At 69.1% G+C, this 23,545-nt stretch carries 22 protein-coding genes and 1 pseudogene; 17 read left to right on the top strand and 6 right to left on the bottom strand.

From position 1 onward, the window contains the following. Positions 1-46 precede the first annotated feature (46 nt). Positions 47-526 (bottom strand): GNAT family N-acetyltransferase, encoded by a 480-nt coding sequence (locus tag ACZK4S_RS09500; protein WP_076059247.1) that lies wholly within the window; start codon positions 524-526, stop codon positions 47-49. 217 nt (positions 527-743) lie between these two features. Between ACZK4S_RS09500 and rpsO the strand changes: the two genes are divergently transcribed. Continuing rightward, positions 744-1,007, top strand: coding sequence for a 30S ribosomal protein S15 (gene rpsO, locus ACZK4S_RS09495; RefSeq protein ID WP_076059245.1), 264 nt, complete (start codon positions 744-746; stop codon positions 1,005-1,007). Between the two features lie 56 nt (positions 1,008-1,063). Here the strand turns inward: rpsO and ACZK4S_RS09490 are convergent, their stop codons facing one another. Beyond that, the gene (locus ACZK4S_RS09490; RefSeq protein WP_463644080.1) at positions 1,064-4,420 is read right to left on the bottom strand and encodes a bifunctional proline dehydrogenase/L-glutamate gamma-semialdehyde dehydrogenase; all 3,357 of its coding nucleotides are present in this window, start codon (positions 4,418-4,420) and stop codon (positions 1,064-1,066) included. A gap of 248 nt (positions 4,421-4,668) precedes the next feature. On the opposite strand from ACZK4S_RS09490, the gene ACZK4S_RS09485 reads away from it, so the two are divergent. Together ACZK4S_RS09485 and dapB are read left to right on the top strand one after the other, a co-directional pair. Next, positions 4,669-6,885: a polyribonucleotide nucleotidyltransferase gene (locus ACZK4S_RS09485; protein WP_463644079.1), complete on the top strand. Its 2,217-nt coding sequence runs from the start codon at positions 4,669-4,671 to the stop codon at positions 6,883-6,885. Between the two features lie 133 nt (positions 6,886-7,018). Beyond that, positions 7,019-7,759, top strand: coding sequence for a 4-hydroxy-tetrahydrodipicolinate reductase (gene dapB / locus ACZK4S_RS09480; RefSeq protein ID WP_076059239.1), 741 nt, complete (start codon positions 7,019-7,021; stop codon positions 7,757-7,759). On the opposite strand, the gene ACZK4S_RS09475 is transcribed toward dapB, so the two are convergent. Then, on the bottom strand, positions 7,760-8,296 hold the full coding sequence (locus ACZK4S_RS09475) for a GNAT family N-acetyltransferase (RefSeq protein ID WP_463644078.1): 537 nt from the start codon (positions 8,294-8,296) through the stop codon (positions 7,760-7,762). It abuts the gene before it with no gap. An 82-nt stretch (positions 8,297-8,378) separates the two neighbouring features. Here ACZK4S_RS09475 and ACZK4S_RS09470 point away from each other — a divergent pair, with 82 nt between their 5' ends. The 11 genes from ACZK4S_RS09470 (at position 8,379) to ACZK4S_RS09420 (ending at position 17,191) form a co-directional block, all read left to right on the top strand. Continuing rightward, positions 8,379-10,055, top strand: coding sequence for a ribonuclease J (locus ACZK4S_RS09470; RefSeq protein ID WP_076059237.1), 1,677 nt, complete (start codon positions 8,379-8,381; stop codon positions 10,053-10,055). Between the two features lie 130 nt (positions 10,056-10,185). Further along, the gene (gene rplU, locus ACZK4S_RS09465) at positions 10,186-10,494 is read left to right on the top strand and encodes a 50S ribosomal protein L21 (protein WP_076059234.1); all 309 of its coding nucleotides are present in this window, start codon (positions 10,186-10,188) and stop codon (positions 10,492-10,494) included. An 11-nt stretch (positions 10,495-10,505) separates the two neighbouring features. Continuing rightward, a complete protein-coding gene (rpmA, locus tag ACZK4S_RS09460) occupies positions 10,506-10,757 on the top strand; it encodes a 50S ribosomal protein L27 (RefSeq protein WP_076059232.1) in 252 nt (83 codons plus the stop codon). A gap of 91 nt (positions 10,758-10,848) precedes the next feature. Continuing rightward, positions 10,849-12,348, top strand: coding sequence for a GTPase ObgE (gene obgE, locus ACZK4S_RS09455; RefSeq protein ID WP_076059229.1), 1,500 nt, complete (start codon positions 10,849-10,851; stop codon positions 12,346-12,348). Continuing rightward, a complete protein-coding gene (proB, locus tag ACZK4S_RS09450) occupies positions 12,338-13,438 on the top strand; it encodes a glutamate 5-kinase (protein WP_076059227.1) in 1,101 nt (366 codons plus the stop codon). Before obgE ends, proB begins: the two co-directional genes overlap by 11 nt. A gap of 59 nt (positions 13,439-13,497) precedes the next feature. Continuing rightward, positions 13,498-14,106 (top strand): SWEET family sugar transporter, encoded by a 609-nt coding sequence (locus ACZK4S_RS09445; RefSeq protein ID WP_463644077.1) that lies wholly within the window; start codon positions 13,498-13,500, stop codon positions 14,104-14,106. A 29-nt stretch (positions 14,107-14,135) separates the two neighbouring features. Continuing rightward, complete coding sequence (locus tag ACZK4S_RS09440) at positions 14,136-15,377, top strand: glutamate-5-semialdehyde dehydrogenase (protein ID WP_463644076.1); 1,242 nt, start codon at positions 14,136-14,138, stop codon at positions 15,375-15,377. Between the two features lie 45 nt (positions 15,378-15,422). Further along, positions 15,423-15,560 carry a hypothetical protein gene (locus ACZK4S_RS09435; protein ID WP_158069036.1) on the top strand — a complete coding sequence of 46 codons (138 nt, stop codon included), beginning with the start codon at positions 15,423-15,425 and terminating at the stop codon, positions 15,558-15,560. Continuing rightward, a complete protein-coding gene (gene nadD, locus ACZK4S_RS09430) occupies positions 15,557-16,225 on the top strand; it encodes a nicotinate-nucleotide adenylyltransferase (protein ID WP_463644075.1) in 669 nt (222 codons plus the stop codon). Before ACZK4S_RS09435 ends, nadD begins: the two co-directional genes overlap by 4 nt. Further along, positions 16,212-16,598 (top strand): ribosome silencing factor, encoded by a 387-nt coding sequence (gene rsfS, locus ACZK4S_RS09425; protein WP_076059217.1) that lies wholly within the window; start codon positions 16,212-16,214, stop codon positions 16,596-16,598. Before nadD ends, rsfS begins: the two co-directional genes overlap by 14 nt. Continuing rightward, complete coding sequence (locus tag ACZK4S_RS09420; RefSeq protein WP_083665357.1) at positions 16,595-17,191, top strand: histidine phosphatase family protein; 597 nt, start codon at positions 16,595-16,597, stop codon at positions 17,189-17,191. Before rsfS ends, ACZK4S_RS09420 begins: the two co-directional genes overlap by 4 nt. A gap of 54 nt (positions 17,192-17,245) precedes the next feature. Here the strand turns inward: ACZK4S_RS09420 and hemQ are convergent, their stop codons facing one another. Genes hemQ through ACZK4S_RS09405 form a run of 3 tightly spaced genes read right to left on the bottom strand, consistent with a single transcriptional unit; the run spans position 17,246 to position 20,297 of the window. Then, the gene (gene hemQ, locus ACZK4S_RS09415) at positions 17,246-17,959 is read right to left on the bottom strand and encodes a hydrogen peroxide-dependent heme synthase (protein WP_083665356.1); all 714 of its coding nucleotides are present in this window, start codon (positions 17,957-17,959) and stop codon (positions 17,246-17,248) included. A gap of 14 nt (positions 17,960-17,973) precedes the next feature. Then, positions 17,974-19,014, bottom strand: a complete 1,041-nt coding sequence (locus ACZK4S_RS09410; protein WP_463644074.1) for a ferrochelatase — start codon at positions 19,012-19,014, stop codon at positions 17,974-17,976. Then, entirely contained in the window at positions 19,011-20,297 is a 1,287-nt protein-coding gene (locus ACZK4S_RS09405) for a glutamyl-tRNA reductase (RefSeq protein ID WP_463644073.1), read from the bottom strand. Before ACZK4S_RS09405 ends, ACZK4S_RS09410 begins: the two co-directional genes overlap by 4 nt. Positions 20,298-20,336: 39 nt before the next feature. On the opposite strand from ACZK4S_RS09405, the gene hemE reads away from it, so the two are divergent. From hemE to hemC, 3 genes and pseudogenes are all read left to right on the top strand, one after another. Then, positions 20,337-21,344, top strand: coding sequence for a uroporphyrinogen decarboxylase (gene hemE / locus ACZK4S_RS09400; protein WP_076059208.1), 1,008 nt, complete (start codon positions 20,337-20,339; stop codon positions 21,342-21,344). Beyond that, on the top strand, positions 21,341-22,630 hold the full coding sequence (locus ACZK4S_RS09395) for a protoporphyrinogen/coproporphyrinogen oxidase (protein ID WP_463644072.1): 1,290 nt from the start codon (positions 21,341-21,343) through the stop codon (positions 22,628-22,630). Before hemE ends, ACZK4S_RS09395 begins: the two co-directional genes overlap by 4 nt. Then, positions 22,627-23,511 (top strand): annotated as a pseudogene (gene hemC, locus ACZK4S_RS09390) (hydroxymethylbilane synthase); the annotation flags it as partial. The gene ACZK4S_RS09395 and the pseudogene hemC, both read left to right, overlap by 4 nt. Positions 23,512-23,545 lie beyond the last annotated feature (34 nt).

Genomic DNA, 23,545 nt, shown 5'->3' with positions numbered 1-23,545 from the left:
TGCCACACTAGTTGAGGGGAGAAGTGGCCCCACAGGGGGGTCGGCCTCAGCGCATCGTCAACGACTTCTTGTAGACGGCGTAGTGCGTGCTGGCCTCGGTGCCTTCCTCCACCTGCTGCTCGGTGTGTTCCTCCACGAACAGGTGTTCCCCCGTGGGGTGGTACTCGAGCGACACATAGAGGGGCACGGCCTTCTCGTTGTTGGGGTCCACCGCGAGATACACCGCGTCGTGGCCGGCTTTCCGGGCCTGGTCCTCGAGCCACTCGCTCAGCGCCCGTCCGGCGCCGCGCCTGCGGGCATGCGGGTAGACCCACATGTTGCGCAGTTCAGGGGCGATCTCCTCGGACGTGAGATCCAGGACGGCGGTACCGAGCAGCCTGTCCTCCTCCACGGCGACGGCGAAGAGCAGGTTGCCGGCCTCCTGCGCCTCGAAGAGTTCATCCACGAGACCGAGGTCAGGCCGGGCCTGATGCTCACGCAGGTACTCCAGGTCAGCGGCTTCAACGCGGCGTACGGTGATGGCCATGAGGGCTCCTCTGCGAACGTGGTCTGGTGCCCCCACCCTAGCGCGACAGCGTGCGGCGCACCGGGCCTGACTGCGTTAGCGGGGGGACGCACAATTAGTGTCCCACGGTGGAGCGGTGCTAAGGTAGCTCGGTTGCCGTAGATCGGCCACGGCCTAGTAAGAGCCCCGAACGCACCCGCAGCTGGGGCGCCGTGCAGCGAACCGGAAGGAGTCCCATATGGACGCCGAAACGAAGAAGAACATCATCGAAGAGTACGCGACCACGCCTGGCGACACCGGTTCGCCCGACGTGCAGATCGCTCTGCTGACGAAGCGGATCGCTCACCTCACCGAGCACCTCAAGCTCCACAAGGGTGATCACCACAGCCGTCGTGGCCTCATGCTGATGGTCGGCCAGCGCCGCCGTCTGCTGAACTACGTGGCCAAGCAGGACGTCGAGCACTACCGTGCGCTGATCGCACGCCTCGGCCTGCGTCGCTGATTTCACCAGAAGGGCCGCCAAGCTATCCGCTTGGCGGCCCTTCTGCTTTTTCCGCGTCAGAGGCGCACCTTGTCGACGACGTGGGTGGGGTGCCCGAACCGGTGGTGGGTGATGGACACCGCCTGCTCCCGCACGTAGGGGAGGAGGGCGAGCCGTCCGGGGAGCATCGGGTCGCCGTCGAAGACGCTGACGTCGATGGATCCACGCACCGCCGTGAGCAGGTCGCGGTCACCGAGGAAGCGGACCCGCCCGCGCACCGCCCGGTCGAAGTCGTCCGGAGCCTGGGTCTCGAACTCGAGGCCGGCCTCTGAGAGCACCCTCGCCAGGGTCTCCTCCGGCGCCGTGGCGAAGGAGAAGCGGGCCGGTGCCCCGGCGGCCAGGGCGGCCGAGGCCTCCCGGAGCACCGCCGTCGCATCGGCGGTCTCCACGCGCACCGTGACAGGCGTGGGGCGGTAGCGCAGCACGTTGATCTCGACGGTGAGCGCCGACGGGTCGTGCGGCACCCCGAAGACCGTGCGGGCCGCCTCCTCGTCGGAGGCGACAGCAGCTGTCAGCCGGGCCATGTCGACCCCGTGGACAGTATCCGCCCCGCGGAGCAGCCGTGCCAGGGGAGGGGTGGACACCATGGTGTCGGTGGGGCGGTGGTCGACGGCGACCGCCCGGTGGGTGCCGAAGCCCGTGAGGTAGTTCGGGCCACCCGCCTTGCCGCCCGCACCCACCGCCGAGCGTTTCCAGCCGCCGAACGGCTGGCGACGCACGACCGCGCCGGTGATCGAGCGGTTCACGTAGGCGTTGCCGGCCTGCACCCGCTCCACCCACCGCGCGATCTCGTCCGGGTCCAGGCTGTGCAGACCGGCCGTCAGACCGAAATCGGTACCGTTCTGCCACGCGATGGCCTCATCGAGGTCCTTGGCGGCCATCAGCCCCAGGATGGGGCCGAAGTACTCCACCTGGTGGTACTCGCTGCCGGGCAGCACGCCGGCGCGGATGCCCGGGCGCCACAGGCGGGTGTCCAGCCGCTTGGGTTCGAGCAGCCACCGCTGGCCGGGCTCCAGGCGCGTGAGGCCCCGCAGGAGTTTCTCACCGGGGGGTTCGGTGAGCGGCCCCATCTGCGCTGCGGGAGCGCTGGGCCAGGCCACCTTCAGGGACCGCACCGCGTCGAGCAGTTGGCTCCGGAAACGCCTGGAGCGCGCCACTGAGCCCACGAGGATGCCCAGGGACGCCGCCGAGCACTTCTGCCCCGCATGTCCGAAGGCGGAGTTCGCGAGGTCTGCCGCGGCCAGATCCAGGTCGGCCGACGGTGTGATGATGATGGCGTTCTTGCCGGACGTCTCGGCCAGCAGGGGGAGGGCGGGGCGCCAGGAGCGGAACAACTCTGCTGTCTCGGCGGCGCCGGTGAGCACCACGAGGTCGACCCGTGGATCGGTGATGAGGAGCTTGCTGACGGGCCCGTCGTCGACGATGGCCAACTGCACCAGGTCATCGGGGAGGCCTGCGCGCCAGCAGGCCTCGGCGAGCAGCGCTGCCGTCCGCCGCGACGGAGGAGCGGGCTTGAGGACGACGGCCGAGCCTGCGGCGAGCGCGGCCGCGACACCGCCCAGCGGGATCGCGATGGGGAAGTTCCAGGGCGGGGCCACCGTCGTGAGGCGGGGCGGGACGTGTTCGGTGCCGGGCACGGATTCCTGGGCCAGCGACGCGTAGTAGTTGGCGAAGTCGACGGCCTCGGAGACCTCCACGTCTGCCTGGTCGATGAGCTTGCCCACCTCGTCGCCGGCCACGGTGATGAGGTCGCCGCGCAGGGACTCCAGTTCGCCGGCCAGTCGGCGGAGTGCGGCCACCCTCTCGACCGGCGGCGTCTGGAACCAGGCCTTCCCGGCCTTCCTGCCACGTTCCAGCAGCGCGTCTACCTCGGCGGCCTCGGTGATCGTGTGGTGCTGGAGGGTGCTGAGACCCAGCGAAGGGGCGGGCAGCCGGTCGTGCAGCTCGGCGGCCCAGCGCTGGTTCTCCAGCAGGGCCGGGTTGGTGTCCTGCGCGTTGGTGAAGCCGCGCGCCGGTGCCGACCGGTCCTGGCCCGCCCAGCGCTGGGGGACGGGGTCGTCGAGGTGCCCGAGCGCGGCGCGGAACCGCCGTTCCTCCAGGTCGAGGAAGCCCGCGTCGTGGCCGAGGCCGACGGCGCCCGACATGAAGTTCTCAGGCGCCGCGTTCTCTTCGAGCCGGCGTACCAGATAGGCGATGGCGGAGTCGTACTCGGCGCGTGGCACCACCGGGACGTAGAGCCGCAGCCTGCCGACGTCGCTCAACAGCACCCGCTGCAGCGGGGTGGCCATGCCGGACAGCATCTCGATGTCCAACGCGTCGGTGACGCCGCGTGCCCTGGCGATCTCCCATGCCGTTGCGAGGGTGTAGACGTTGTGGCTGGCGGCCCCCGTGTGGAGGTACGCGCTTCGCTCGGGCGTCAGGCAGAAGTCCAGCGCGCGGAGGTAGCTCGCGTCGGTCTCCTCCTTCGAACCCCAGATGGGGTTGTCCCAGCCCCGCACCTCGGCGTTGACCCGCTCCATGGCGAGGTTGGCCCCCTTGACGAGCCGGACCTTCACCGGGTGACCCCCCGCGGCGACGTGGTCGCGGGCGAACTCGGCGAGCTCGCCGAGCAGCAGCAGTGACTCCCTGAGGTAGGTCTGCACCGCCACCCCCGCGCGGACACCGCGCAGCTCGGGTTCGGACAGCAGCGCGCGGAAGACGTCGAGCGTCAGGTGGAGGTCCCGGTACTCCTCCATGTCGAGGTTCACGAACGTGTCGTGCTCCTTCGCCAGGGCGACGAGCGGACGCAGCCGGTCCACGGCCTCGTCGACGGTGGCGCGGTGGGCGAAGGGCGCGTGCGGGCCGAGCACCGACGACACCTTGATGGAGACGTAGTCCACGTCGTCGCGCTCGACCAGTTCCATCGTGCGGTGGAGCCGGCTGGCTGCGTGGCGCTCGCCCAACACGGCCTCGCCCAGCAGGTTCACGTTGAGATCCGCGCCGCCCTTACGCAGCCGGTCCAGGGCAGGCCCGAGGGACCGGCCGAAGTCCACGACGAGGTCACCCACCACGGCGGTGAACGCGCGTCGCACCATTCCGAACGCGGGGCGGGCCACGGGGGCGACCGCCCGCAGGCCGAGCCGCAGCGGGGGTGGAAGGAAGCGGGCCGGGCGCCGGGCCAGCGCCGCCAGGTTGCCGGCGGCGACTGCGCTGTCCTCGGGCCGCAGCACGCCGTCAACGAAGTCCAGGGTGAAGCGCAGACCGCCCGGGTCCTTCAGCGCATCGCCCAGCAGGGTGGCGGCTCGGGGTTCGGGGTGGTGGCGGGCCTCATCCGCCCACCGGCGCGCGGTGGAAATGGCCGCCTCGACGAGGGTGGCCGGCAACTCAGTTGACATGCCTCATTGTTTCAAGGGCCAGTCGCAGCCGCGCCGAATCCGCCTATCTCGTGCCTGACGGCTAAGCTGTCCGGTGACAACTTCATAACAATGAAAAACAAGTTGCCGCCCAGCCAGGTGTCCGTCTGGTCCTCGGTAGTGGCTCTCGGGTGTTCTACCCCCGCGGGCCTCGATCGAAGACCGGCAGGCGCGGCGGGCAGATCCCGCCACGAGGGCGGGGCGGCAGCTCACATGAAAGGAGCCTGTCCGTGGAAGGACCAGGCATTGAATTTGCTGAGGCCGTGATTGACAACGGTTCTTTCGGCAAGCACACAGTTCGTTTCGAGGCCGGTTATCTGGCCCAGCAGGCCGATGGTTCGGCCGCCGTCTACCTCGACGGCGACACCATGTTGCTTTCGGCGACCACCGCACAGAAGACCCCCCGCGACGCCATCGACTTCTTCCCCCTCACGGTGGACGTCGAGGAGCGCATGTACGCAGCCGGCCGCATCCCCGGTTCGTTCTTCCGCCGCGAAGGACGCCCCGGTGAGGGCGCCATCCTGGCCTGTCGCCTGATCGACCGGCCGCTGCGCCCCGCCTTCGTCAAGGGGCTGCGCAACGAGGTCCAGGTCGTCGTGACCGTGCTGTCCCTCAACCCCGACGTCATGTACGACGTCGTGGCCATCAACGCAGCGTCGATGTCCACCCAGATCGCGGGCCTGCCGTTCTCCGGCCCCATCGGTGGCGTCCGCGTCGCGCTCATCGACGACCAGTGGGTGGCATTCCCCACCGTCGAGCAGGTCAACAAGTCCGCCTTCCAGATGGTCGTGGCCGGCCGCGTGCTGGCCGACGGCGACGTGGCCATCATGATGGTCGAGGCCGGTGGCACCGAGGCGACCTGGGAACTCGTGCGTGCGGGCAAGACCGCCCCGAACGAGGAGATCGTCGGTCAGGGCCTCGAAGCGGCCAAGCCGTTCATCAAGGCACTGTGCGACGCCCAGTCCGAGCTCGCGGCGAAGATGCCCAAGGAAACCTACGACTTCCCGGTTTTCCGTGACCACGAGGAAGACGTGTACGCCGCCGTCGAGGAGCTCGCCAAGGACCGCGTGGCCGAGGCCATGCAGATCGCCGGCAAGCAGGAGCGCGACGACGCCACCCACGCCATCCGTCAGGACGTGCAGGAGCAGCTCTCCGAGCGTTTCGCGGACCGCATGAACGAGGTCTCCGCGGCGCTCAAGGCGCTCACCAAGAGCGTCGTGCGCCACCGCACCCTCACGGAGCACGTCCGTATCGACGGCCGTGGCCCCAGCGACATCCGTACGCTGTCGGCCGAGGTCGAGGTCATCCCGCGCGTGCACGGCTCGGCGCTGTTCCAGCGCGGCGAGACCCAGATCCTGGGTGTCTCCACGCTGAACATGCTGGACATGGTGCAGAAGATCGACACGCTTTCGCCCGAGTCGACCAAGCGCTACATGCACAACTACAACTTCCCGCCGTACTCCACCGGCGAGACCGGCCGCGTGGGTTCGCCCAAGCGTCGCGAGATCGGCCACGGCGCCCTGGCTGAGCGTGCGCTCATCCCGGTGCTGCCCACCCGCTCCGAGTTCCCCTACGCCATCCGTCAGGTGTCGGAAGCCCTCGGCTCCAACGGCTCCACGTCGATGGGTTCCGTCTGCGCCTCCACCCTGTCGCTGCTGAACGCCGGCGTGCCCCTCAAGGCACCCGTCGCCGGTATCGCGATGGGCCTGATGAGCGAAGAGGTCGACGGCGAGACCAAGTACGTCGCGCTGACCGACATCCTGGGTGCGGAAGACGCGCTCGGCGACATGGACTTCAAGGTGGCCGGCACGCGTGACTTCGTCACCGCGCTCCAGCTCGACACCAAGCTCAACGGCATCCCCGCCATCGAGCTGCAGAAGGCCCTCCTGCAGGCCCGTGACGCTCGTCACACGCTCCTCGACGTCATGAGCGAAGCCATCGACGTGCCGGACGAGATGAGCCCCTACGCACCGCGGATCATCTCGCTGCGTATCCCCGTGGACAAGATCGGTGAGGTCATCGGCCCCAAGGGCAAGATCATCAACCAGATCCAGGAGGAGACCGGCGCCAACATCGCAATCGAAGATGACGGCACCGTGTACGTGGGCGCGGCGACGGGCGAAGCGGCTGAGGCCGCGGTTGCCCACATCAACCAGATCGCCAACCCGCACCTGCCGGAGAAGGGTGAGCGCTACCTCGGCACCGTCGTGAAGCTCACCTCGTTCGGCGCGTTCGTGTCCCTGATGCCGGGCAAGGACGGCCTGCTGCACATCTCGAAGCTGCGCGCCCTTGCCGGTGGCAAGCGCGTCGAGGACGTCGAAGACGTGCTGTCGGTCGGCCAGAAGTTGCAGGTCGAGATCTCCGAGATCGACGATCGCGGCAAGCTGTCCCTGGTTCCCGTTGTCGAAGACAACGAGGCCGAGGAAGCAGCCGACGAAGAGAACTGATCAGTAACCACCCTGATTGACGGGGGCGGGTCCGGTAACGGGCCCGCCCCTTCGTCGTCCACCGGTTGGCCGGTTGGTGGTACGGACAAATCCTCTGCTTGGATGGTCCTGACAGCCCCTGAGAGAGGTCATCATGCGAGAGATCCGAGTCGGAATTTTCGGCGTCAGCGGAAAAATGGGTAGCGAGGTCGTGCGTGCGGTCAATCGTGCGGACGACATGGCGACGTCAGGCGGCGTCGACATCAATGAAGACCGCAGCCAGGTGGGCCGGGCGGAGGTCGTCGTCGACTTCACCCACCCCGACGCGGTCATGGACAACATCCGTTGGTGCCTGGAGCGCGACATCAACATGGTCATCGGCACCACCGGTTTCACCCAGGAGCGGGTGGCCGAGGTGCGGGCGCTGGCCGAGGCGCACCCCGGAGTGGGCGTGCTGATCGCCTCCAACTTCTCCATCGGCGCCGTGCTGATGATGAAGTTCGCCGCGATCGCCGCGCCGTTCTACCCGTCGGTGGAGATCGTCGAGCTGCACCACCCGAACAAGGCCGACGCCCCGTCGGGCACCGCCACGACGACGGCGCACCGCATCGCCCGCGCCCGCGCAGAGGCGGGCCTCGGCCCGGTTCCTGACGCCACCGTGCACGACGCCGGGGCGCGTGGCGCCGTGGTCGACGGCATCCACATCCACGGCGTGCGCCTGCAGGGCCTGGTGGCCCACCAGGAGGTGTTGCTGGGTGAGACCGGCGAGACGCTCACGATCCGCCACGACTCGTTCGAGCGGGTCTCGTTCATGCCGGGCGTGCTCGAGGGCATCCGTTACGTGATGGACAACCCGGGCCTCACCCTGGAGATGGACAAGGTCCTCGGCCTCTGATCAGCCGGCGTCGGAGATGTCGGTGTGGAACCGCAGCAGCTTGATGGCGGCTGCCTCGTCCTCACCGACACCGACGCGCTGGTGGGCCCCATCGGGTGCCCAGCCGCAGCTGTTCAGGAATTGGCGCAGGGAGTCGTCGGCAGACGGCACCCACATGGTGGCCGCCTGGTAGCCGTCCTTGCGCAGCGTGTCGACGGCGGCGTTGATCAGCCGCGACCCGTGGCCCTGGCCCCGGTGCTTCGGGTCCACCACGAACTCAGCGATGTAACCGTCCGACACGTCCCGGTCCGGGTCAGCCGAGGGACCCGTGACCGCGAATCCGACGACGCCGGCCTCCGCGATGGCCACCAGCACCCGCAGGTGTGCCAGCGGCGGCTTGACGATCGCCTCGTGCCACGCCCGGGTGGCTTCATCCGCGCTCACCTCGCCAGCCGCAGCGGACAGGACCCCGCCGTCCGTCCAGGCGCGCCGCTGGATGCGGGCGATGTCGACGGCTTCCTGGGGGAGCGCGAGGCGCACGGTGTCGATGGCAGACATGCGTGCCATCTTATGGGCTGCCGGCATCGGCGCATTCACAGGTGTGGTCGGGCCTGCGGTGGGTGAAGTAGTGTTGGGGACCATGACTGAAGTGAAGACGCCACCGAAACTGGCCCCTGGCACCTTGCGGGTGATCCCTCTCGGCGGGTTGGGTGACGTCGGCCGCAACATGACGGCCTTCGAGATCGATGGCCAGATCGCGATCGTCGACTGTGGGGTGTTGTTCCCCGAGGACGACCACCCGGGCGTCGACCTGATCCTCCCCGGCCTCGACTACCTCACCGACAGGCTCGACGACATCGTGGCGCTCGTGCTGACGCACGGACACGAGGATCACATCGGCGCCGTGCCGTACCTCCTCAAGCGCCGCAACGACATCCCCGTGTACGGCTCCAAGCTGACGCTGGCCTTCCTGGCCGCGAAGCTGCGCGAGCACCGCATCCGCGAGTTCGAACTCGACGCCGTGGAGGAGGGGGAGATCATCGAGATCGGCAACTACGAATTCGAGTTCCTCGCGGTCAACCACTCCATCCCCGACGCGCTCGCCGTCGCCATCCGCACCAAGGGCGGCACCGTCCTGCACACGGGTGACTTCAAGATGGACCAGCTGCCGCTCGACGGGCGGATCACGGATCTGCGCGGCTTCGCGCGTCTGGGGGAGGAGGGCGTGGACCTCTTCCTGGTGGACTCCACCAACGCAGAGACCCCCGGTTTCACGACCCACGAGAAGGACATCGAGCCCGCCATGCAGCGGGTGTTCGAGGGGGCGAAGGGCAAGCTGATCGTGGCGAGCTTCGCCTCGCACGTCCACCGCATCCAGCAGGTGATGAACATGGCCGTCAAGCACGGCCGCAAGGTCGTCTACGTCGGTCGCTCGATGGTGCGCAACATGTCGACGGCGCGGGACCTGGGCTACCTCAAGGTGCCGGCCGGCACGCTGATCGAGATGAAGGACATCGACAAGTACCCCGCAGACAAGGTGGTCATCGTCTCCACCGGCTCGCAGGGCGAACCGCTCGCGGCGCTCAGCCGGATCGCCAACCGTGACCACCCCGTCGTCGAGGTGGGCCCCGGGGACACGGTGCTGCTGGCCAGCTCGCTCATCCCGGGCAACGAGAACTCTGTCTACCGCGTGATCAACGGCCTGGCCAAGCTCGGCGCCAACGTGGTGCACAAGGGCAACGCGATGGTGCACGTCTCCGGCCACGCTTCTGCAGGAGAACTGCTCTACTGCTACAACATCATCCGCCCCCGCAACGTGATGCCCGTCCACGGCGAGGTGCGCCACCTCATCGCCAACGGGAAGTTGGCCGAATCCACGGGCGTGCCGAGCAGCAACGTGCTCGTCATCGGCGACGGCGACGTCGTCGACCTGAAGAACGGCGTGGCGAAGAAGGTCGGCTCGGTCGACGCCAGCTACATCTTCGTCGACGGAGCCACCGTGGGCGACATCTCGGAATCGATCATGGACCGTCGCATCCTCGGCGAGGAGGGCTTCGTGTCCGTCATCGCCGTGGTGGACCTGCACAACGGCACCGTCGTCTCCGGCCCTGAGATCCAGTTCCGGGGCCTCGCTGAGGACGCCAGCGCGTTCGACGAGGCCAGGACGCGGGTCGAGGAGGCACTTCGCGACGCGATGCGCGACGGAGTCAACGACACTCAGCGCCTCCAGCAGGTGACGCGTCGGGCGCTGGGCCAGTGGGTCTCGCGACGCCTGCGTCGCCGCCCCATGATCGTGCCGGTGATCGTCACCACGTAGCAGCCCCCGACGCCGGTTTGACCCGGATCGGATGGACCGCGTAGAGTGGTCCATCGGTGCTTTGCCCCCTGGTTCATTCCGGGTTGGGCACCCGAGAAACTCATTTGAAATCCAAGAAGGTAGGTCAGTCGTGTACGCGATCGTGCGCAACGGTGGACGTCAGCACAAGGTTGCTGTTGGCGACGTCCTGGACATCGACCTGGTGTCCGAAGAGGTCGGCGGTACCGTCACCCTGCAGCCGCTGCTGCTGGTTGACGGCGACAAGATCACCTCTGACGCCAAGAAGCTCGGCAAGGTGTCCGTCACCGCCGAGGTTCTCGGTATGACCAAGGGTCCGAAGATCCGGATCATGAAGTACAAGAACAAGACCGGTTACAAGAAGCGCCAGGGGCACCGTCAGCGGTACACCCAGGTCAAAGTCACCGATATCAAGGCCTGAGGAGACTAGAGATGGCACATAAGAAGGGCGCGTCCTCGACGCACAACGGCCGCGACTCGAACGCTCAGCGTCTCGGCGTGAAGCGCTACGGCGGTCAGCTCGTCGGAGCCGGCGAGATCATCGTCCGCCAGCGCGGCACCCACTTCCACCCGGGCGACGGCGTCGGCCGCGGTGGCGACGACACCCTGTTCGCCCTTGTCGAGGGCCAGGTGGAGTTCGGTGTGAAGCGCGGTCGCCGCGTCGTCAACATCGTCACCGTCTGATCAGGTAAAACACTTCGAGAACGGCCCTCCGGGGCCGTTCTTGCTATTTTCGGAAGAACCGGTAGTCAGTTCCGGCAGATTGGAGCCCATCGTGGCTATTCCCTCATTCGTCGACCGCGTCAAGTTCACCGTGCAGGCCGGCAACGGCGGACACGGTTGCGCCTCTGTGCACCGTGAGAAGTTCAAGCCCCTCGGTGGCCCCGACGGTGGCAACGGCGGCGATGGTGGCTCTGTCATCTTCCGGGTGGACGACTCCATGTCGACGCTGGTGGACTACCACCGGCAGTCGCTGCGCAAGGCGAACAACGGTGAGCCGGGCAGGGGCGACAACCAGCATGGCGCGAAGGCCGGCGACATCATCCTCGACGTGCCCAGCGGGACCATCGTCACCGACGCGGAGACCGGCGAGGTCCTCGCAGACCTGACGGAGCCCGGTGCCGAGTTCGTCGTCGCCCAGGGCGGCAGGGGAGGGCTCGGCAACGCCGCGCTCGCCACCGCCACGCGCAAGGCGCCCGGCTTCGCGCTGCTGGGCGAGGAGGGCGAAGACCGCCAGGTCCAGCTCGAGCTCAAGGTGGTGGCCGACGTCGGCCTGGTCGGGTTCCCCTCGGCCGGCAAGTCGTCGCTTATCGCCGCCATCTCGCGCGCGCGGCCCAAGATCGCCGACTACCCGTTCACGACCCTGGTGCCCAACCTGGGCGTCGTCGTGGCCGGCGACGTGACGTACACCGTCGCCGACGTGCCCGGCCTCATCGAAGGCGCCTCTGAGGGCCGGGGTCTCGGCTTCGACTTCCTGCGCCACATCGAGCGGTGCCAGGCCATCGTCCACGTCATCGACCTGGGCACCTATGAACCGGGCCGCGACCCGATCTCCGACCTTGAGGTCATCGAGGGCGAGCTCGCCGCCCACGGCGGGCTCGAGGACCGCGTGCGGCTCATCGCGCTGAACAAGATGGACCTCCCGGACGCCCCGGATCTGGCGGAGATCTCTCGCCCGGAGCTCGAGAAGCTCGGCATGCCCATCTTCGAGATCTCCACCAAGACGGGCGAGGGCCTCAACGAACTGAAGTACCGCATGGCGGAGATCGTCGCGGCACGCCGGGCCTCGCTGCCGGAGGCCGCCGCGCCGAAGACGGTTCTGCGTCCCGAGCCGGTGGCGCGCAAGCGTGGCTCCATCGAGGAGTTCACCATCGCCAAGAAGGGCGACGGCGAGGGCGGCTTCGTCTGGCGCGTGCGCGGCGAGAAGCCCGAGCGCTGGATCCGACAGACGGACTTCAACAATGCGGAAGCGGTGGGCTACCTCGCCGACAGGCTCAACCGCATCGGCGTGGAGAACAAGCTGCTGGAGATGGGCGCCGAGGCCGGCGACGCCGTGGCGATCGGCAGCGGCGACAACCCCGTCGTGTTCGACTTCGCGCCGCAGATCGACATCGGCGCGGAGAACCTCGGCCGTCGTGGCGAGGACATCCGCCTGGATTCGGAACGGCCCTCGGTCATGAAGCGTCGGCGTCTCGATGCGGAGTACCATGCCGCGAAGGCGAGCGTGGATTACGCCGTCACCGGCATGGACCCCGAGGGCGAGGATGACGAGTAGGACAGCGGTCTCCCAGGCGAAACGTGTTGTCGTCAAGGTCGGGTCGTCATCACTGACCCTGCCTGACGGCCATCTCGACCACCGCCGCATCGCGCGGCTCGCGGACTCGCTCTCCGCACTGCACCACCGGGGCGTCCGGGTGGTTCTGGTCACCTCCGGGGCCATCGCGGCCGCCCTCGCGCCCCTGGGGCTGCGCCGCCGGCCGCGGGATCTCGAAACCCAGCAGGCTGCCGCCGCCGTCGGGATGGGGCTGCTCATCCGGCACTATTCCGATGCGTTCGCGGAGCACGGCGTCAACGTGGCGCAGCTGCTGCTGACGGTCGAGGACGTGCTGCGCCCCAAGACCTACCGCAACGCTCTCAACACCATCTCGCGGCTCTTCCGCCTCGACGTGGTGCCGATCATCAACGAAAACGACACCGTCGCCACCCACGAGATCCGCTTCGGCGACAACGACAGGCTCGCCGCCCTCGTCGCCCACCTCGTGCGGGCCGACGCGTTGGTCCTGTTGAGTGACGTCGACGGCCTGTACACCGCGCACCCGGACACTCCCGGGGCGGAGAAGATCACGGTGGTCGAGGACATCGCGGAGTTGAAGGTGGACACCTCCCGACTCGGCTCGCGGGTGGGCACCGGCGGCATGCAGACGAAGCTCCAAGCGGCGGACATCGCGACGCAGGCCGGGGTCAGCGTCGTGCTGGGCCACGCCGACGACCTGGAGGAGGCGCTCGCCGGCGCCGAGGTGGGCACCTACTTCCCGGCCCGCAGGAAGCGCCGTCCGCGCCGACTGCTGTGGCTGGCGTTCGCCGCGGAGCCCAGGGGCTGGCTGCACATCGACGCCGGGGCCAGGCGGGCACTGCTCGCCTCGAAGGCGTCGCTCCTGCCCGCGGGCATCCGTGAGGTGAAGGGCACGTTCGCAGAAGGCGAGCCGGTGGAGATCATCGGCCCGGACAACGAGCCGCTCGGCAGGGGTTTTGCCGGCTATTCGAGCGCGCAGCTGCAGGCCGAGGCCGGGCACTCCAGCACCGAGGCCGGGCACACCCGGCAGCGCCCCGCGGTCCACCGCGACGTGATGATTCTGAACGACTGAACCCCTGGGCCCGTCAGGCCGATTGGTCTAGTCCGGCGACGCGACTTAAGCTGGCAGACGTGATTGAGGTCTTCGGCTGGTTGGCAGCTGCACTGGGCGTGTCGTCCAGCATCCCGCAACTGGTCCGCATCCTCAGGTCGGGCACGAGCGCCGGCGTCTCGTTGACGCTGTGGCAGCTGGTCACCGGTAGCACCGCCGCCTGGGCCGTCCACGGCTTCCTCTCACAGTCGCCGCAGATGCAGGTGCCGAACGTGCTCCTCACCGTGGCTTCGCTGGCCATCGTGGTCTTCGTGCTGCGCGACCGCGGCGAGCCCGTCGCCCGCCACCTCGTGCTCCCCGTCGTCGCAGCGCTGGCACTCTCCGGCCTGAACCTGTGGCTGGGGCCTGTCTTCTTCGGCTTCGCCGTCCTGGTGCCGCAACTGGTGGGTCAGTTCGCGCAGTTGCGCGAACTGCTCACCGCACCCCATGTCGAGGGCGTCTCCGGCAGCTACCTCGCCCTGATGCTGCTCGTGCAGGCCATGTGGTTCGGCTTCGGGATGTTCAAGCCGGACTGGGCGCTGATCATCTGCGCCGGGGCCATGACGCTTTCCTGCGTCGCGAACCTCGCCGTCTACCTGGTGCGGCGGGCGCGCGCAGGCCGCACCGCGGACGTGGTCGCCGCCTCCTGACCCCGGAGGGCTGGCCTAGACTCTCGGGCATGGACTTTCGTGATCAGGCCATCGCTGCCCGCCAGGCGTCCGTCGAGCTCGCCACGCTGAACCGCGCCCAGAAGGACAAGGTCCTCCAGGCCATGGCTGACGCGCTGGCGGCCGCTGAGCAGGACCTGCTCGAGGCCAACGAGGTCGACGTCGCCACCGCCCGCAGCACCGGCACCGAGGAGTCCATCGTCGACCGGCTGAAGCTGACCCCCGCGCGCATCGACGGCATGGTGCAGGGCCTCCGAGACCTCGCGGCACTGCCGGACCCCGTCGGCGACGTGGTCCGCGGCTGGAAGCTCCCCAACGGCGTCTCCGTCCGCCAGGTGCGGGTCCCCTTCGGGGTGGTGGGCATCATCTACGAGGCGCGGCCCAACGTCACTGCCGACGCTGCGGGCATCTGCCTGAAGTCCGGCAACGCCGCCCTGCTGCGCGGCTCGTCGTCGGCCCTCAACACCAACCGCGTCACCATCGCCGCGCTGCGCAAGGGCCTCACCGACGCCGGGGTCACTGCGGATGCGGTGCATCTGATCGAGGGGGGCCGCGAGGTCACCGGTGAGCTGATGCGGGCCCGCGGCCTGGTGGACGTGCTCATCCCGCGCGGCGGCGCCGGCCTGATTCAGGCCGTGGTGGACGGCTCCACGGTGCCCGTGATCGAGACCGGCACCGGCAACTGCCACATTTTCGTCGACGCTGACGCCGATATCGACCAGGCGATCAGCATCCTCTTGAACGCCAAGACCCAACGGCCCAGTGTGTGCAACGCCGCCGAGACGCTGCTCGTGCACCGCGACATCGCGGACGCGTTCCTGCCCCGCGCGCTGGAGGCCCTCTCCGGCGCCAGCGTGACCGTGCACGGAGACGACGCCACCCGCGCCTACTCCGACGCCGTGGTGCCTGCCGCCGCTGACGAGTACGACGCCGAGTACCTCACGCTGGACCTGGCGACGAAGGTGGTGGACTCCCTCGACGAGGCCCTGGCCCACATCCGGGCCCACACCACCGGCCACTCCGAGACCATCGTGACCCGTTCCCGCGCCTCCGCGGACCGCTTCGCCGCAGAGGTCGACGCAGCGGCCGTCCTGGTCAACGCGTCCAGCCGGTTCGTCGACGGCGGGGAGTTCGGCTTCGGTGCCGAGATCGGCATCTCCACCCAGAAACTGCACGCCCGCGGCCCCATGGGCCTGCCCGAGATGACCAGCTCCAAGTACGTCATCGAAGGCGCCGGCCAGGTCCGCGCCTGAGCAAACCCCCCTGAACACCACCACTGATTGCTAGGATCCCCTGCCATGAACCTTCTTCTGGAGACTGCCACCGAAGCCCCACTCGTGCCGAGTTGGGTCATGGGCGCAATCGTGCTCGTGATCCTCCTGGGCGTGGTCGTCTGGCTCATCGGCTTCGGATCCGGTCGGCCCAACAGCCGGTGACGTCGACCGAACTGGGGGAGGCGCGGCTGGAGCGCCCGGGCCGCTGGCGCCTGGGCGTCATGGGTGGCACCTTCGACCCCATCCACCACGGTCACCTCGTGGCCGCCTCGGAAGTGGCCGCCCAGTTCGGCCTCGACGAGGTCGTATTCGTGCCGACGGGTGTGCCCTGGCAGAAACGGCACCGTCGGGTCTCGCTGGCCGAGGACCGCTACCTGATGACGGTCATCGCGACGGCCTCGAACCCCCGCTTCTCCGTCTCGCGCGTCGACATCGACCGCGAAGGCGACACCTACACCGTCGACACGCTCCGCGACCTCCGGGCTGAGCGTGGCGACAACACGGACCTGTTCTTCATCACCGGTGCAGACGCGTTGCGCCAGATCCTGACGTGGCGCGGCGCCGAGCAACTCTTCGACCTGGCCCACTTCGTCGGGGTGACCCGGCCCGGCGTCCCCATGACGAAGGACGACCTGAGCCACCTCCCGGAGAGTGCGGTCACGCTCCTCGAGGTCCCCGCGCTGGCCATCTCGTCCACAGACTGCCGCGACCGCGTCCGGGGCCACCAGCCCATCTGGTACCTCGTCCCGGACGGTATCGTGCAGTACATCGCCAAGCGGGGGCTGTACCCGGCCCCCATGACAGGAGTTCCTGATGACCATTGCTGACGACGTGCTCGAGCCCGTCCGGATCGCCGCCCAGGCCGCGGCCGACAAGAAGGGCCACAGCATCGTCGCCTTCGACGTGTCGGAGCAGCTGTCCATCACGGACGTGTTCCTCATCGCCTCGGCAGGCAACGAGCGCCAGGTGGGCGCCATCGTCGACGGCGTGGAGGAGGCCCTGCTCAAGGTGGGCCGCAAGCCTGTGCGCCGCGAGGGTGACCGCGAGAACCGCTGGGTGCTGCTCGACTACATCGACTTCGTCGTGCACGCCCAACACACCGAGGAGCGGCTGCTGTACAACCTGGAGCGGCTCTGGAAGGACTGCCCCCAGATCCCGCTCGACATCCACCTGCCTGAGGAGACAGACGAGGAGCTGTGAGGATCGCTCACGCCACCCGTCTGGTGCTGCTCCGGCACGGTGAGACGGACCACAACGCCCAGGGCCGGTTCCAGGGCCATGCGGACATCCCCGTCAACGACAAGGGTCGACGGCAGGCCGAGGCCGCCCGGGACCGTCTGGCGCCTTTCCACTTCGATGCTGTGTACACCTCGCCGCTCGTGCGTGCGGCGGAGACGGCCCGCATCGTGCGGCCCGAGGCTGAGCTCGTCGTCGACCCACGGTTGATGGAGATCAACGTGGGCTCGTGGGCAGGCCTCACCTGGGCCGAGGTGCACGCGCTGATGCCGGATTATGAGGCCAAGTACGCCGACGGCGTCGACTTCCGGCGCTCGCCCGAGGGTGAGACGCTCGCAGAGGTGGTGGAGCGCGGCAGACCGGCGCTGCTGGAGATCGCGGAGCGACACGACGGCGGCACCGTGCTGATCGTCTCCCACGGGCTGTTCCTCAACCGCGTGCTGCACTCGCTGCTGGGCCTCGAGGGACGGGTGCTCGGCAGCCTCACCAACGCGCACCACTCCGAAGTGGGCCACGCGCACGGCGCCTGGCGCCTGCTGGCCCACAACGTCGGCTGACCGAACAGCAAAGCACCCACGCCCGAGTGGGCGTGGGTGCTCTGCAGTTGCGGGTCAGACGCGCGGTTGGCGCTCGATCCACTGGGCCAACTCGACGCGCGGCCCGGTGAAGAACGGGGTCTCCTCCCGCACGTGGAGGCGGGCCTCGACGCCGCGCTGGTGGCGCATCGCGTCGGTGAGCCGGTGCAGTTCGTCCGCCTCGAAGGCGAGGATCCACTCGTAGTCGCCCAGCGCGAAGGCCGACAACGTCGAGGCGACGACGTCGGGGTATTCACGGCCGGCGATGCCGTGCTCCATGAGCATCTTGGAGCGGTGCTCTTCGTCGAGGTAGTACCAGTCGAAGCTGCGCACGAAGGGGTAGACGGTCAGCCAGGGGCGCGGGGCGAAGCCGGCGAAGCAGCTGGGCACGTGGGCGCGGTTGAACTCGGACGGGCGGTGCACCGCCACCACGGACCACACGGGGGAGAGGTAGTCGCCCAGCGCGCTGCGGCGCAGCGCGTGGTAGGCGGCCTGCAGCTTCTGGGGGTCCTCGGAGAGGGTCCAGACCATCAGGTCGGCGTCGGCGCGGAAGCCGGCGACGTCGTAGAACCCGCGCACGGTGACGCCCAGGTCTGCCATCTTCTGCTCGACCGACGTGAGGTCCACATCGAGAGGCAGGGGAGCGGCCAGCTCGAACACCGAATACATGGCGTAGAGCGACTGCTGGTTGATGGCCTCGAGGTCGACATCGGTCTGGTCGCGTTCGTCGCGACCGGGGTGCTTGCTCATCTCAGGTGCCTTCCTCAGGTGGTTGCTGGACGGGGCAGGCAGCACCGTCCCGTCGAGAACTGACAGATGGTGGTGTCCTCCGCTTCGCCCCTGGCCACAGCCGCGCGGAGCAGCAACTTGTCCACGAGCATCGCGACGAAACCCTCATCGGTGCCGACGGTGGCGGCCCTCTCGTAGGGGAGGCCGAGGCGCTCAGCGGTCTGCTTGCCCTCGGTGTCGAGGTCGTAGGCCACCTCCATGTGGTCCTTGATGAAGCCGAACGGCACCGCGACGACGCCGGCCACGCCCTCTTCCGCGACCTCTTCGAGCCGGTCGTTGATGTCGGGCTCCAGCCACGGGATGTGCGGGGCGCCGGAGCGCGAGCAGTAGGTGAGCTCCCAGGTGAGGGTCTCGCCGAGCGTCTCGGACGCCTCGCGGGCCACCGCCTCGGCGACCCTCAGGTGCTGGGCGTCATAGCGGCTCTCGGGCTCGCCGGTGGCGGAGGCCTGGTTCATCGTGAGCGGGATGGAGTGGGTCACGAACAGCACCCGCAACTCGCCGTCGCCGATGCGGGCCCGCATGGTGCGCACCCCGTCGACGACCGCGCGGGCGTTGGCGGAGACGAACTCGGGGGTCTCAGCGAACGGGTCGATCTTGTCGATCTGGATGTCCTTGCCGTCGCGGGCGCCCAGGAGGTCCTCGCAGTACTGGCGGCAGCTGGAGTAGGAGCGGTACGCGGAGGTGGCCAGCGCGAGGACGCGGGTGTGGCCGTCGCCGATCAGCTCGTCGACGGTGTCGCCCATGTAGGGCGTCCAGTTACGGTTGCCGATGACGACGGGCACCTCGACGCCACGGCGGGCCAGTTCGGCGCGCACCGCCTCCATGAGGGCGGCGTTGAGCTCGTTGATCGGGGACTTCCCGCCGAACAGCATGTAGTGCTCGGAGACCTCCAGGAGGCGTTCATCCGGGATGTTCTTGCCGGCGGTGGCGTTGCGCATGAACGGCAGCACGTCGTCAGGTTTGTTCGGTCCTCCGTAGGAAGCGAACAGCACTGCGCTGTAGGGCTCGAGGGTCACATGGCCTCCCTGTCGAGGGTTGAATCCAGATCAGTCACGCTCAGGCTGGTTGCCGGGCAGGAATCTGTCTCCAGGGCGTCGGCGTCGATGCCGGGGGTTTCCCCGATGCCGTAGAGCTCCGCCATGGCGTTGAGGTATTCATCCGTGCGGCCGCGTTGGGCGGCCAGCTTGGCACGGGTGGAGGGGATGTGGAGCAGGCGGGTGGCCAGCCGGCGCAGCGCCAGCGCCGCGTCGTCGTGCGACAACGGGCGGTTGGGCAGGCGGGTGACCTCGTCGTCCACGAGGCCCATGACGGCCTCGCGCAGGCCCACCACGGCGGGGTCGACGACGCGGGCGCGGAGCTTGGTGCGCGCCTCGGCGAGGCCTTCGTTGACGATCGACTGGGCGCGGCGGGTGTCCTCCGCGATGCCGGAGCCGACGGACTGCTGGATGGTGGCCAGGTCCACGACGTGCACGCCGGGCAGCGTGGCGACGGCGGGATGGACGTCGCGGTTGAGTGACAGGTCCAGGAACCGTGCGGGGCCGGTGACGTCCGCGGGGGTGACGACGTGACCGCCGCGGCCCCGGCACGTCACCACGACGTCTGCGGAGGGCAGCGCGTCGGGCAGTGATTCGATGTGGCCGATGCCGTGGCTCTCGGCGAAGTGGGCCCCGCGGCCGCTGGCGGAGTGGACCATCAGGTTGGTGACGCCGCGGGTTCGTGCAGCAGCGACCACGGCGCCCGCGTAGGAACCGGTGCCCACCACCAGCACCCGGGCTGAGGGCCAGTCCGCGACATCGATGAGGTCAAGGCCGGCGCTCACGACGGAGCGCCCGGCGCCCTCGAGGCTGGTTTCGCGAGCGACGCGGCGGGAGGTCTTCAGCGCCTCCTCGACGGCGATGTTGAGCGGCAGCGACGTGTGGCCGAGGTCCTGGGCATCCATGAGAGCGCGGCGCAGCTGGCCTGCGATCTCGCGCTCGCCCACCACCATGGAGTCGAGCCCCGCGGCGACGCGGAAGACGTGCCCGAGGGCCGCCTCACCCAGGTACAGGTCCCAGGCCGGAGGGGTGGAGAAGTGGTCGTTCAGAGCGGCTCGCAGCTGCCCCGGCGTGGCCTCGCCGTTGGTGTCGAGGATGATCTCGACGCGGTTGCAGGTGCTGAGCACCACGGCGCCGGTCACTTCCGGCACGTTGCGGAGCCGGTCGACCATCCCCTCGATGTCGGCGGCTATCCGCTCGACCTCGGACAGGCCCTGCCGGTTGTGCTGAATGGAGAAGACACGCATTGTCACAGTGAGCCTCATTCAACCACCTTTGCCCGATAGGGCAGAATCGAACCCACCATGAGTTCACTGCTTTCAGCCCTCATCGGGCAGCGTCCCGAGAAGCTCCCCGTCTGGTTCATGCGCCAGGCCGGCCGCTCCCTCCCCGAATACAAGGCCGCCCGCGTGGGCACCACCATCCTCGAGGCCTGCCTGAAACCCGAGTTGGCGGCGGAGATCACGCTGCAGCCGGTGCGCCGCCACAAGGTGGACGCGGCCATCTTCTTCTCCGACATCATGACGCCCCTCGTGCTGGCAGGGGTCGATGTCGACATCGAGCCGGGCATCGGGCCCGTGATCGAGAACCCCATCCGCACCGCCGCAGACGTCGACAGGGTCGTCGGCCACCGGATCGAGGACGCCTCGGCCATCTCGGAGGCCGTGCGGCTGGTCGTCGCAGAACTGGGTGAGGGCACTCCGCTCATTGGCTTCGCCGGCGCCCCCTTTACGCTGGCGGCGTATCTCGTGGAGGGCCGCGGTTCGCGTGACCACCTGCAGGCCCGCGCCATGATGCACGCGGATCCGGCGGCGTGGCACAGGCTGCTCGACTGGGCGGCGGAACTCTCGGGCCAGTTCCTGAACGTACAGATCGACGCTGGCGCCCGTGCAGTGCAGCTGTTCGATTCGTGGGCGGGCTCCCTCAGCCGCGCGGATTACACAGGGAAGGTGCAGCAGCACTCGGCCCAGGTGATGGCCGCGGTGGAGGGTCGCGTGCCCCGCATCCACTTCGGCGTCGGCACCCGCCACCTGCTCACCGACATGGCCGAGATCGGCGTCGAGACCCTGGGTGTCGACTACCGAACGCCACTCGACGAGGCCGCCTGGCTCGTGCCGGGGGTCCCGCTGCAGGGCAACATCGATCCCGCGATGCTCGCCGCCGGCTGGGACGCCCTGGAGGCCCACACCCGTGATGTCGTGGAGCGCGGTCGCCAGGCGCCCGCGCACGTCGTGAACCTGGGCCACGGGGTGCCGCCCACCACTGATCCCGAGGTGCTCACCGACCTGGTGGCCCTCATCCACGAACTGTGAGCGGCTCGCGCGTCGCCGTCATCGGCGGCGGTCTCGCCGGAGTGCTGTCCGCCCTCCGGCTGCAGGAAGCCGGGCACACCGTCGAACTGCGCGAGGCGGCGCCACGGCTGGGCGGCATGATCTCGCCGCTGCGGCTCGGCTCCGTCGAGGTCGACGCGGGCGCGGAGGCCTACGCCACGCGCGGTGGTGTTGTGCGGGCCCTCTGTGAGGACCTCGGTCTGGAGGTGGCGGCACCGCAGGGCACGCCGCACATCTGGTGGCGGCGTGGCACCTTCCCCATGGCTGAGGGCGTGCTGGGGATCCCCAGTTCGCTCGACGACCCCGCGCTCGCGGTCCTCGAGCCGGCTGAGTTCGCCGTCGTCGCGGCCGAAGCGCAACTCGGGCCCGAGGCCGGGGCCACGGCCATGACGGTGGGCGACCTGGTGCGGGCCCGCCTGGGTGAGGCGGCCCTCGCCAAGCTGGTGGCCCCCGTCGCTCAGGGCGTGTACTCCTTGTCGCCGGACAAGATGCCGCTCTCGGCGTTCGCGCCGACGCTGCTGGAGGCGCTCGCCACGGAGGGTTCGCTGCTCGCGGCGGTCGCGCTGGTGCGCGGCCCGGGCAGCGCCGCCGTCGAACAACCCATCGGCGGGATGTTCCGCCTCATCACCGCCATCGCGGAGCGTTTCGTCACGGCCGGTGGGAGCGTGCGCACCTCGGCGTCGGTGTCGTCGCTGCGGCGCGGGGGATCGGGCTTCCTGCTGTCGCTGCATGACGGTGAGGTGCTGGACGTCGAGCGTGTGGTCATCGCCACCCCCGCCGCGCCGGCCGGAGTGCTGCTGGGCAATCTCGGGGTCGAGATCCAGGTGCCCCCCGTCCGGACCGCCCGCTCGGCGTTACTCGCCGTGACCACACCTGCGCTCGATGCCCATCCCGTCGGTTCGGGCGTCCTGTTGGCGGAGCGCGACGACACGTTGCACGCCCGCGCGCTGACCCACTACTCGGCCAAGTGGCCGTGGGCTGAGACCGGGCAGCACGTGCTGCGCCTCAGTTATCCCGAACACATCCTGGCCACCCGTGCGGACGCCCTCCGGGACGCCTCTCGGTTCGTGGGCGTGGAGATCCAGGAGCACGAAGTGCTCGGCTTCGCGTCGGTAGGCTGGGATTCAATGCCCACCCGCATCGACGCCTCGAACCGCGACTTCATCGTGGAGACGGCGCTCGAGGCCGGCGTCGATCTGGTCGGCGCCTGGCTGGACGGCAATGGGATCGCCGCAGTGGTGGCGGGAACGACAAGAGTGGTGAGATGAAGCTGAAGCTGGGCACCAGGGGATCAGCCCTCGCCGTGGCGCAGTCGGAATTGATCGCCGACGCGCTGCGCGACCGGGGGCACGAGGTTGAACTGGTGCGGATCCGCACCGGTGGCGACGTGGAGCGCGGCTCCCTCACCCAACTCGGTGGGCTGGGGGTCTTCGCGGCGGAACTGCGTACCGCCCTGCTGGACGGGGTCTGCGACTTCGCCGTCCACTCACTGAAGGACCTGCCCACCGCGCCGGTGCCGGGCCTGAGGGTCGCCGCCATCCCGTTGCGCGCCGACGCCCGCGACGCGCTGTGCGCCCGGGACGGGCTCACGTTCGCTCAGCTGCCCACCGGGGCCACCGTGGGAACCGGGTCGCCCCGCCGCGTCGCCCAGCTGCGCGCCCAGCGGCCGGACCTGCTCTACGTCGACATCCGCGGCAACGTGGGTACGCGGTTGGCCCGCGTCAACACAGACGACCTCGACGCCGTGGTGCTCGCCGCCGCCGGCCTCGAGCGACTGGGCATGACGCAGCACATCACCGACTACCTGACCATCCTCCCCGCCCCGGGCCAGGGTGCGTTGGCCCTGGAATGCCGCACCGACGACGAGGTGTTGGCCGCAGAGCTCGCCGCCCTCGAAGACCCTGACACCAGACTCGCCGTCGAGGCCGAGCGCGTGGTGCTGGAGAACCTCGGAGGCGGCTGCGCCGCGCCCATCGCGGCCCACGGGCACGACGGCGAACTCGAGGCCGCCGTCTTCGCGCTCGACGGCCGCAGGTCGGTGACCGCCAGGGTCACCCTGAGCGACCACGCCGGGGCCATCGCCGCCGAGGAACTGATGCAGCTCGGCGCTGAGACGGTGGCGGAGCTGACCGCCTCGCGTCCGTCGCGGCTGGCTGAACTCCATGACGACTCGTCGCTCTGGG

Source organism: Tessaracoccus zhenghani, from assembly GCF_055326325.1.
The sequence above is the reverse complement of the archived record's forward strand: the minus strand, read 5'-3'. Positions and strand labels throughout refer to the sequence as shown.

Excerpts from the sequence above, each read along its gene's own strand:
- ACZK4S_RS09490 (WP_463644080.1), bottom strand. The coding sequence starts at position 4,420 with ATGTCAACTGAGTTGCCGGCCACCCTCGTCGAGGCGGCCATTTCCACC.
- ACZK4S_RS09470 (WP_076059237.1), top strand. The coding sequence starts at position 8,379 with ATGACTGAAGTGAAGACGCCACCGAAACTGGCCCCTGGCACCTTGCGG.
- ACZK4S_RS09440 (WP_463644076.1), top strand. The coding sequence starts at position 14,136 with ATGGACTTTCGTGATCAGGCCATCGCTGCCCGCCAGGCGTCCGTCGAG.
- rpmA (WP_076059232.1), top strand. The coding sequence starts at position 10,506 with ATGGCACATAAGAAGGGCGCGTCCTCGACGCACAACGGCCGCGACTCG.
- dapB (WP_076059239.1), top strand. The coding sequence starts at position 7,019 with ATGCGAGAGATCCGAGTCGGAATTTTCGGCGTCAGCGGAAAAATGGGT.
- hemE (WP_076059208.1), top strand. The coding sequence starts at position 20,337 with ATGAGTTCACTGCTTTCAGCCCTCATCGGGCAGCGTCCCGAGAAGCTC.
- ACZK4S_RS09475 (WP_463644078.1), bottom strand. The coding sequence starts at position 8,296 with ATGTCTGCCATCGACACCGTGCGCCTCGCGCTCCCCCAGGAAGCCGTC.
- rpsO (WP_076059245.1), top strand. The coding sequence starts at position 744 with ATGGACGCCGAAACGAAGAAGAACATCATCGAAGAGTACGCGACCACG.
- rsfS (WP_076059217.1), top strand. The coding sequence starts at position 16,212 with ATGACCATTGCTGACGACGTGCTCGAGCCCGTCCGGATCGCCGCCCAG.
- ACZK4S_RS09435 (WP_158069036.1), top strand. The coding sequence starts at position 15,423 with ATGAACCTTCTTCTGGAGACTGCCACCGAAGCCCCACTCGTGCCGAGT.
- proB (WP_076059227.1), top strand. The coding sequence starts at position 12,338 with ATGACGAGTAGGACAGCGGTCTCCCAGGCGAAACGTGTTGTCGTCAAG.
- hemQ (WP_083665356.1), bottom strand. The coding sequence starts at position 17,959 with ATGAGCAAGCACCCCGGTCGCGACGAACGCGACCAGACCGATGTCGAC.
- ACZK4S_RS09405 (WP_463644073.1), bottom strand. The coding sequence starts at position 20,297 with ATGAGGCTCACTGTGACAATGCGTGTCTTCTCCATTCAGCACAACCGG.
- ACZK4S_RS09500 (WP_076059247.1), bottom strand. The coding sequence starts at position 526 with ATGGCCATCACCGTACGCCGCGTTGAAGCCGCTGACCTGGAGTACCTG.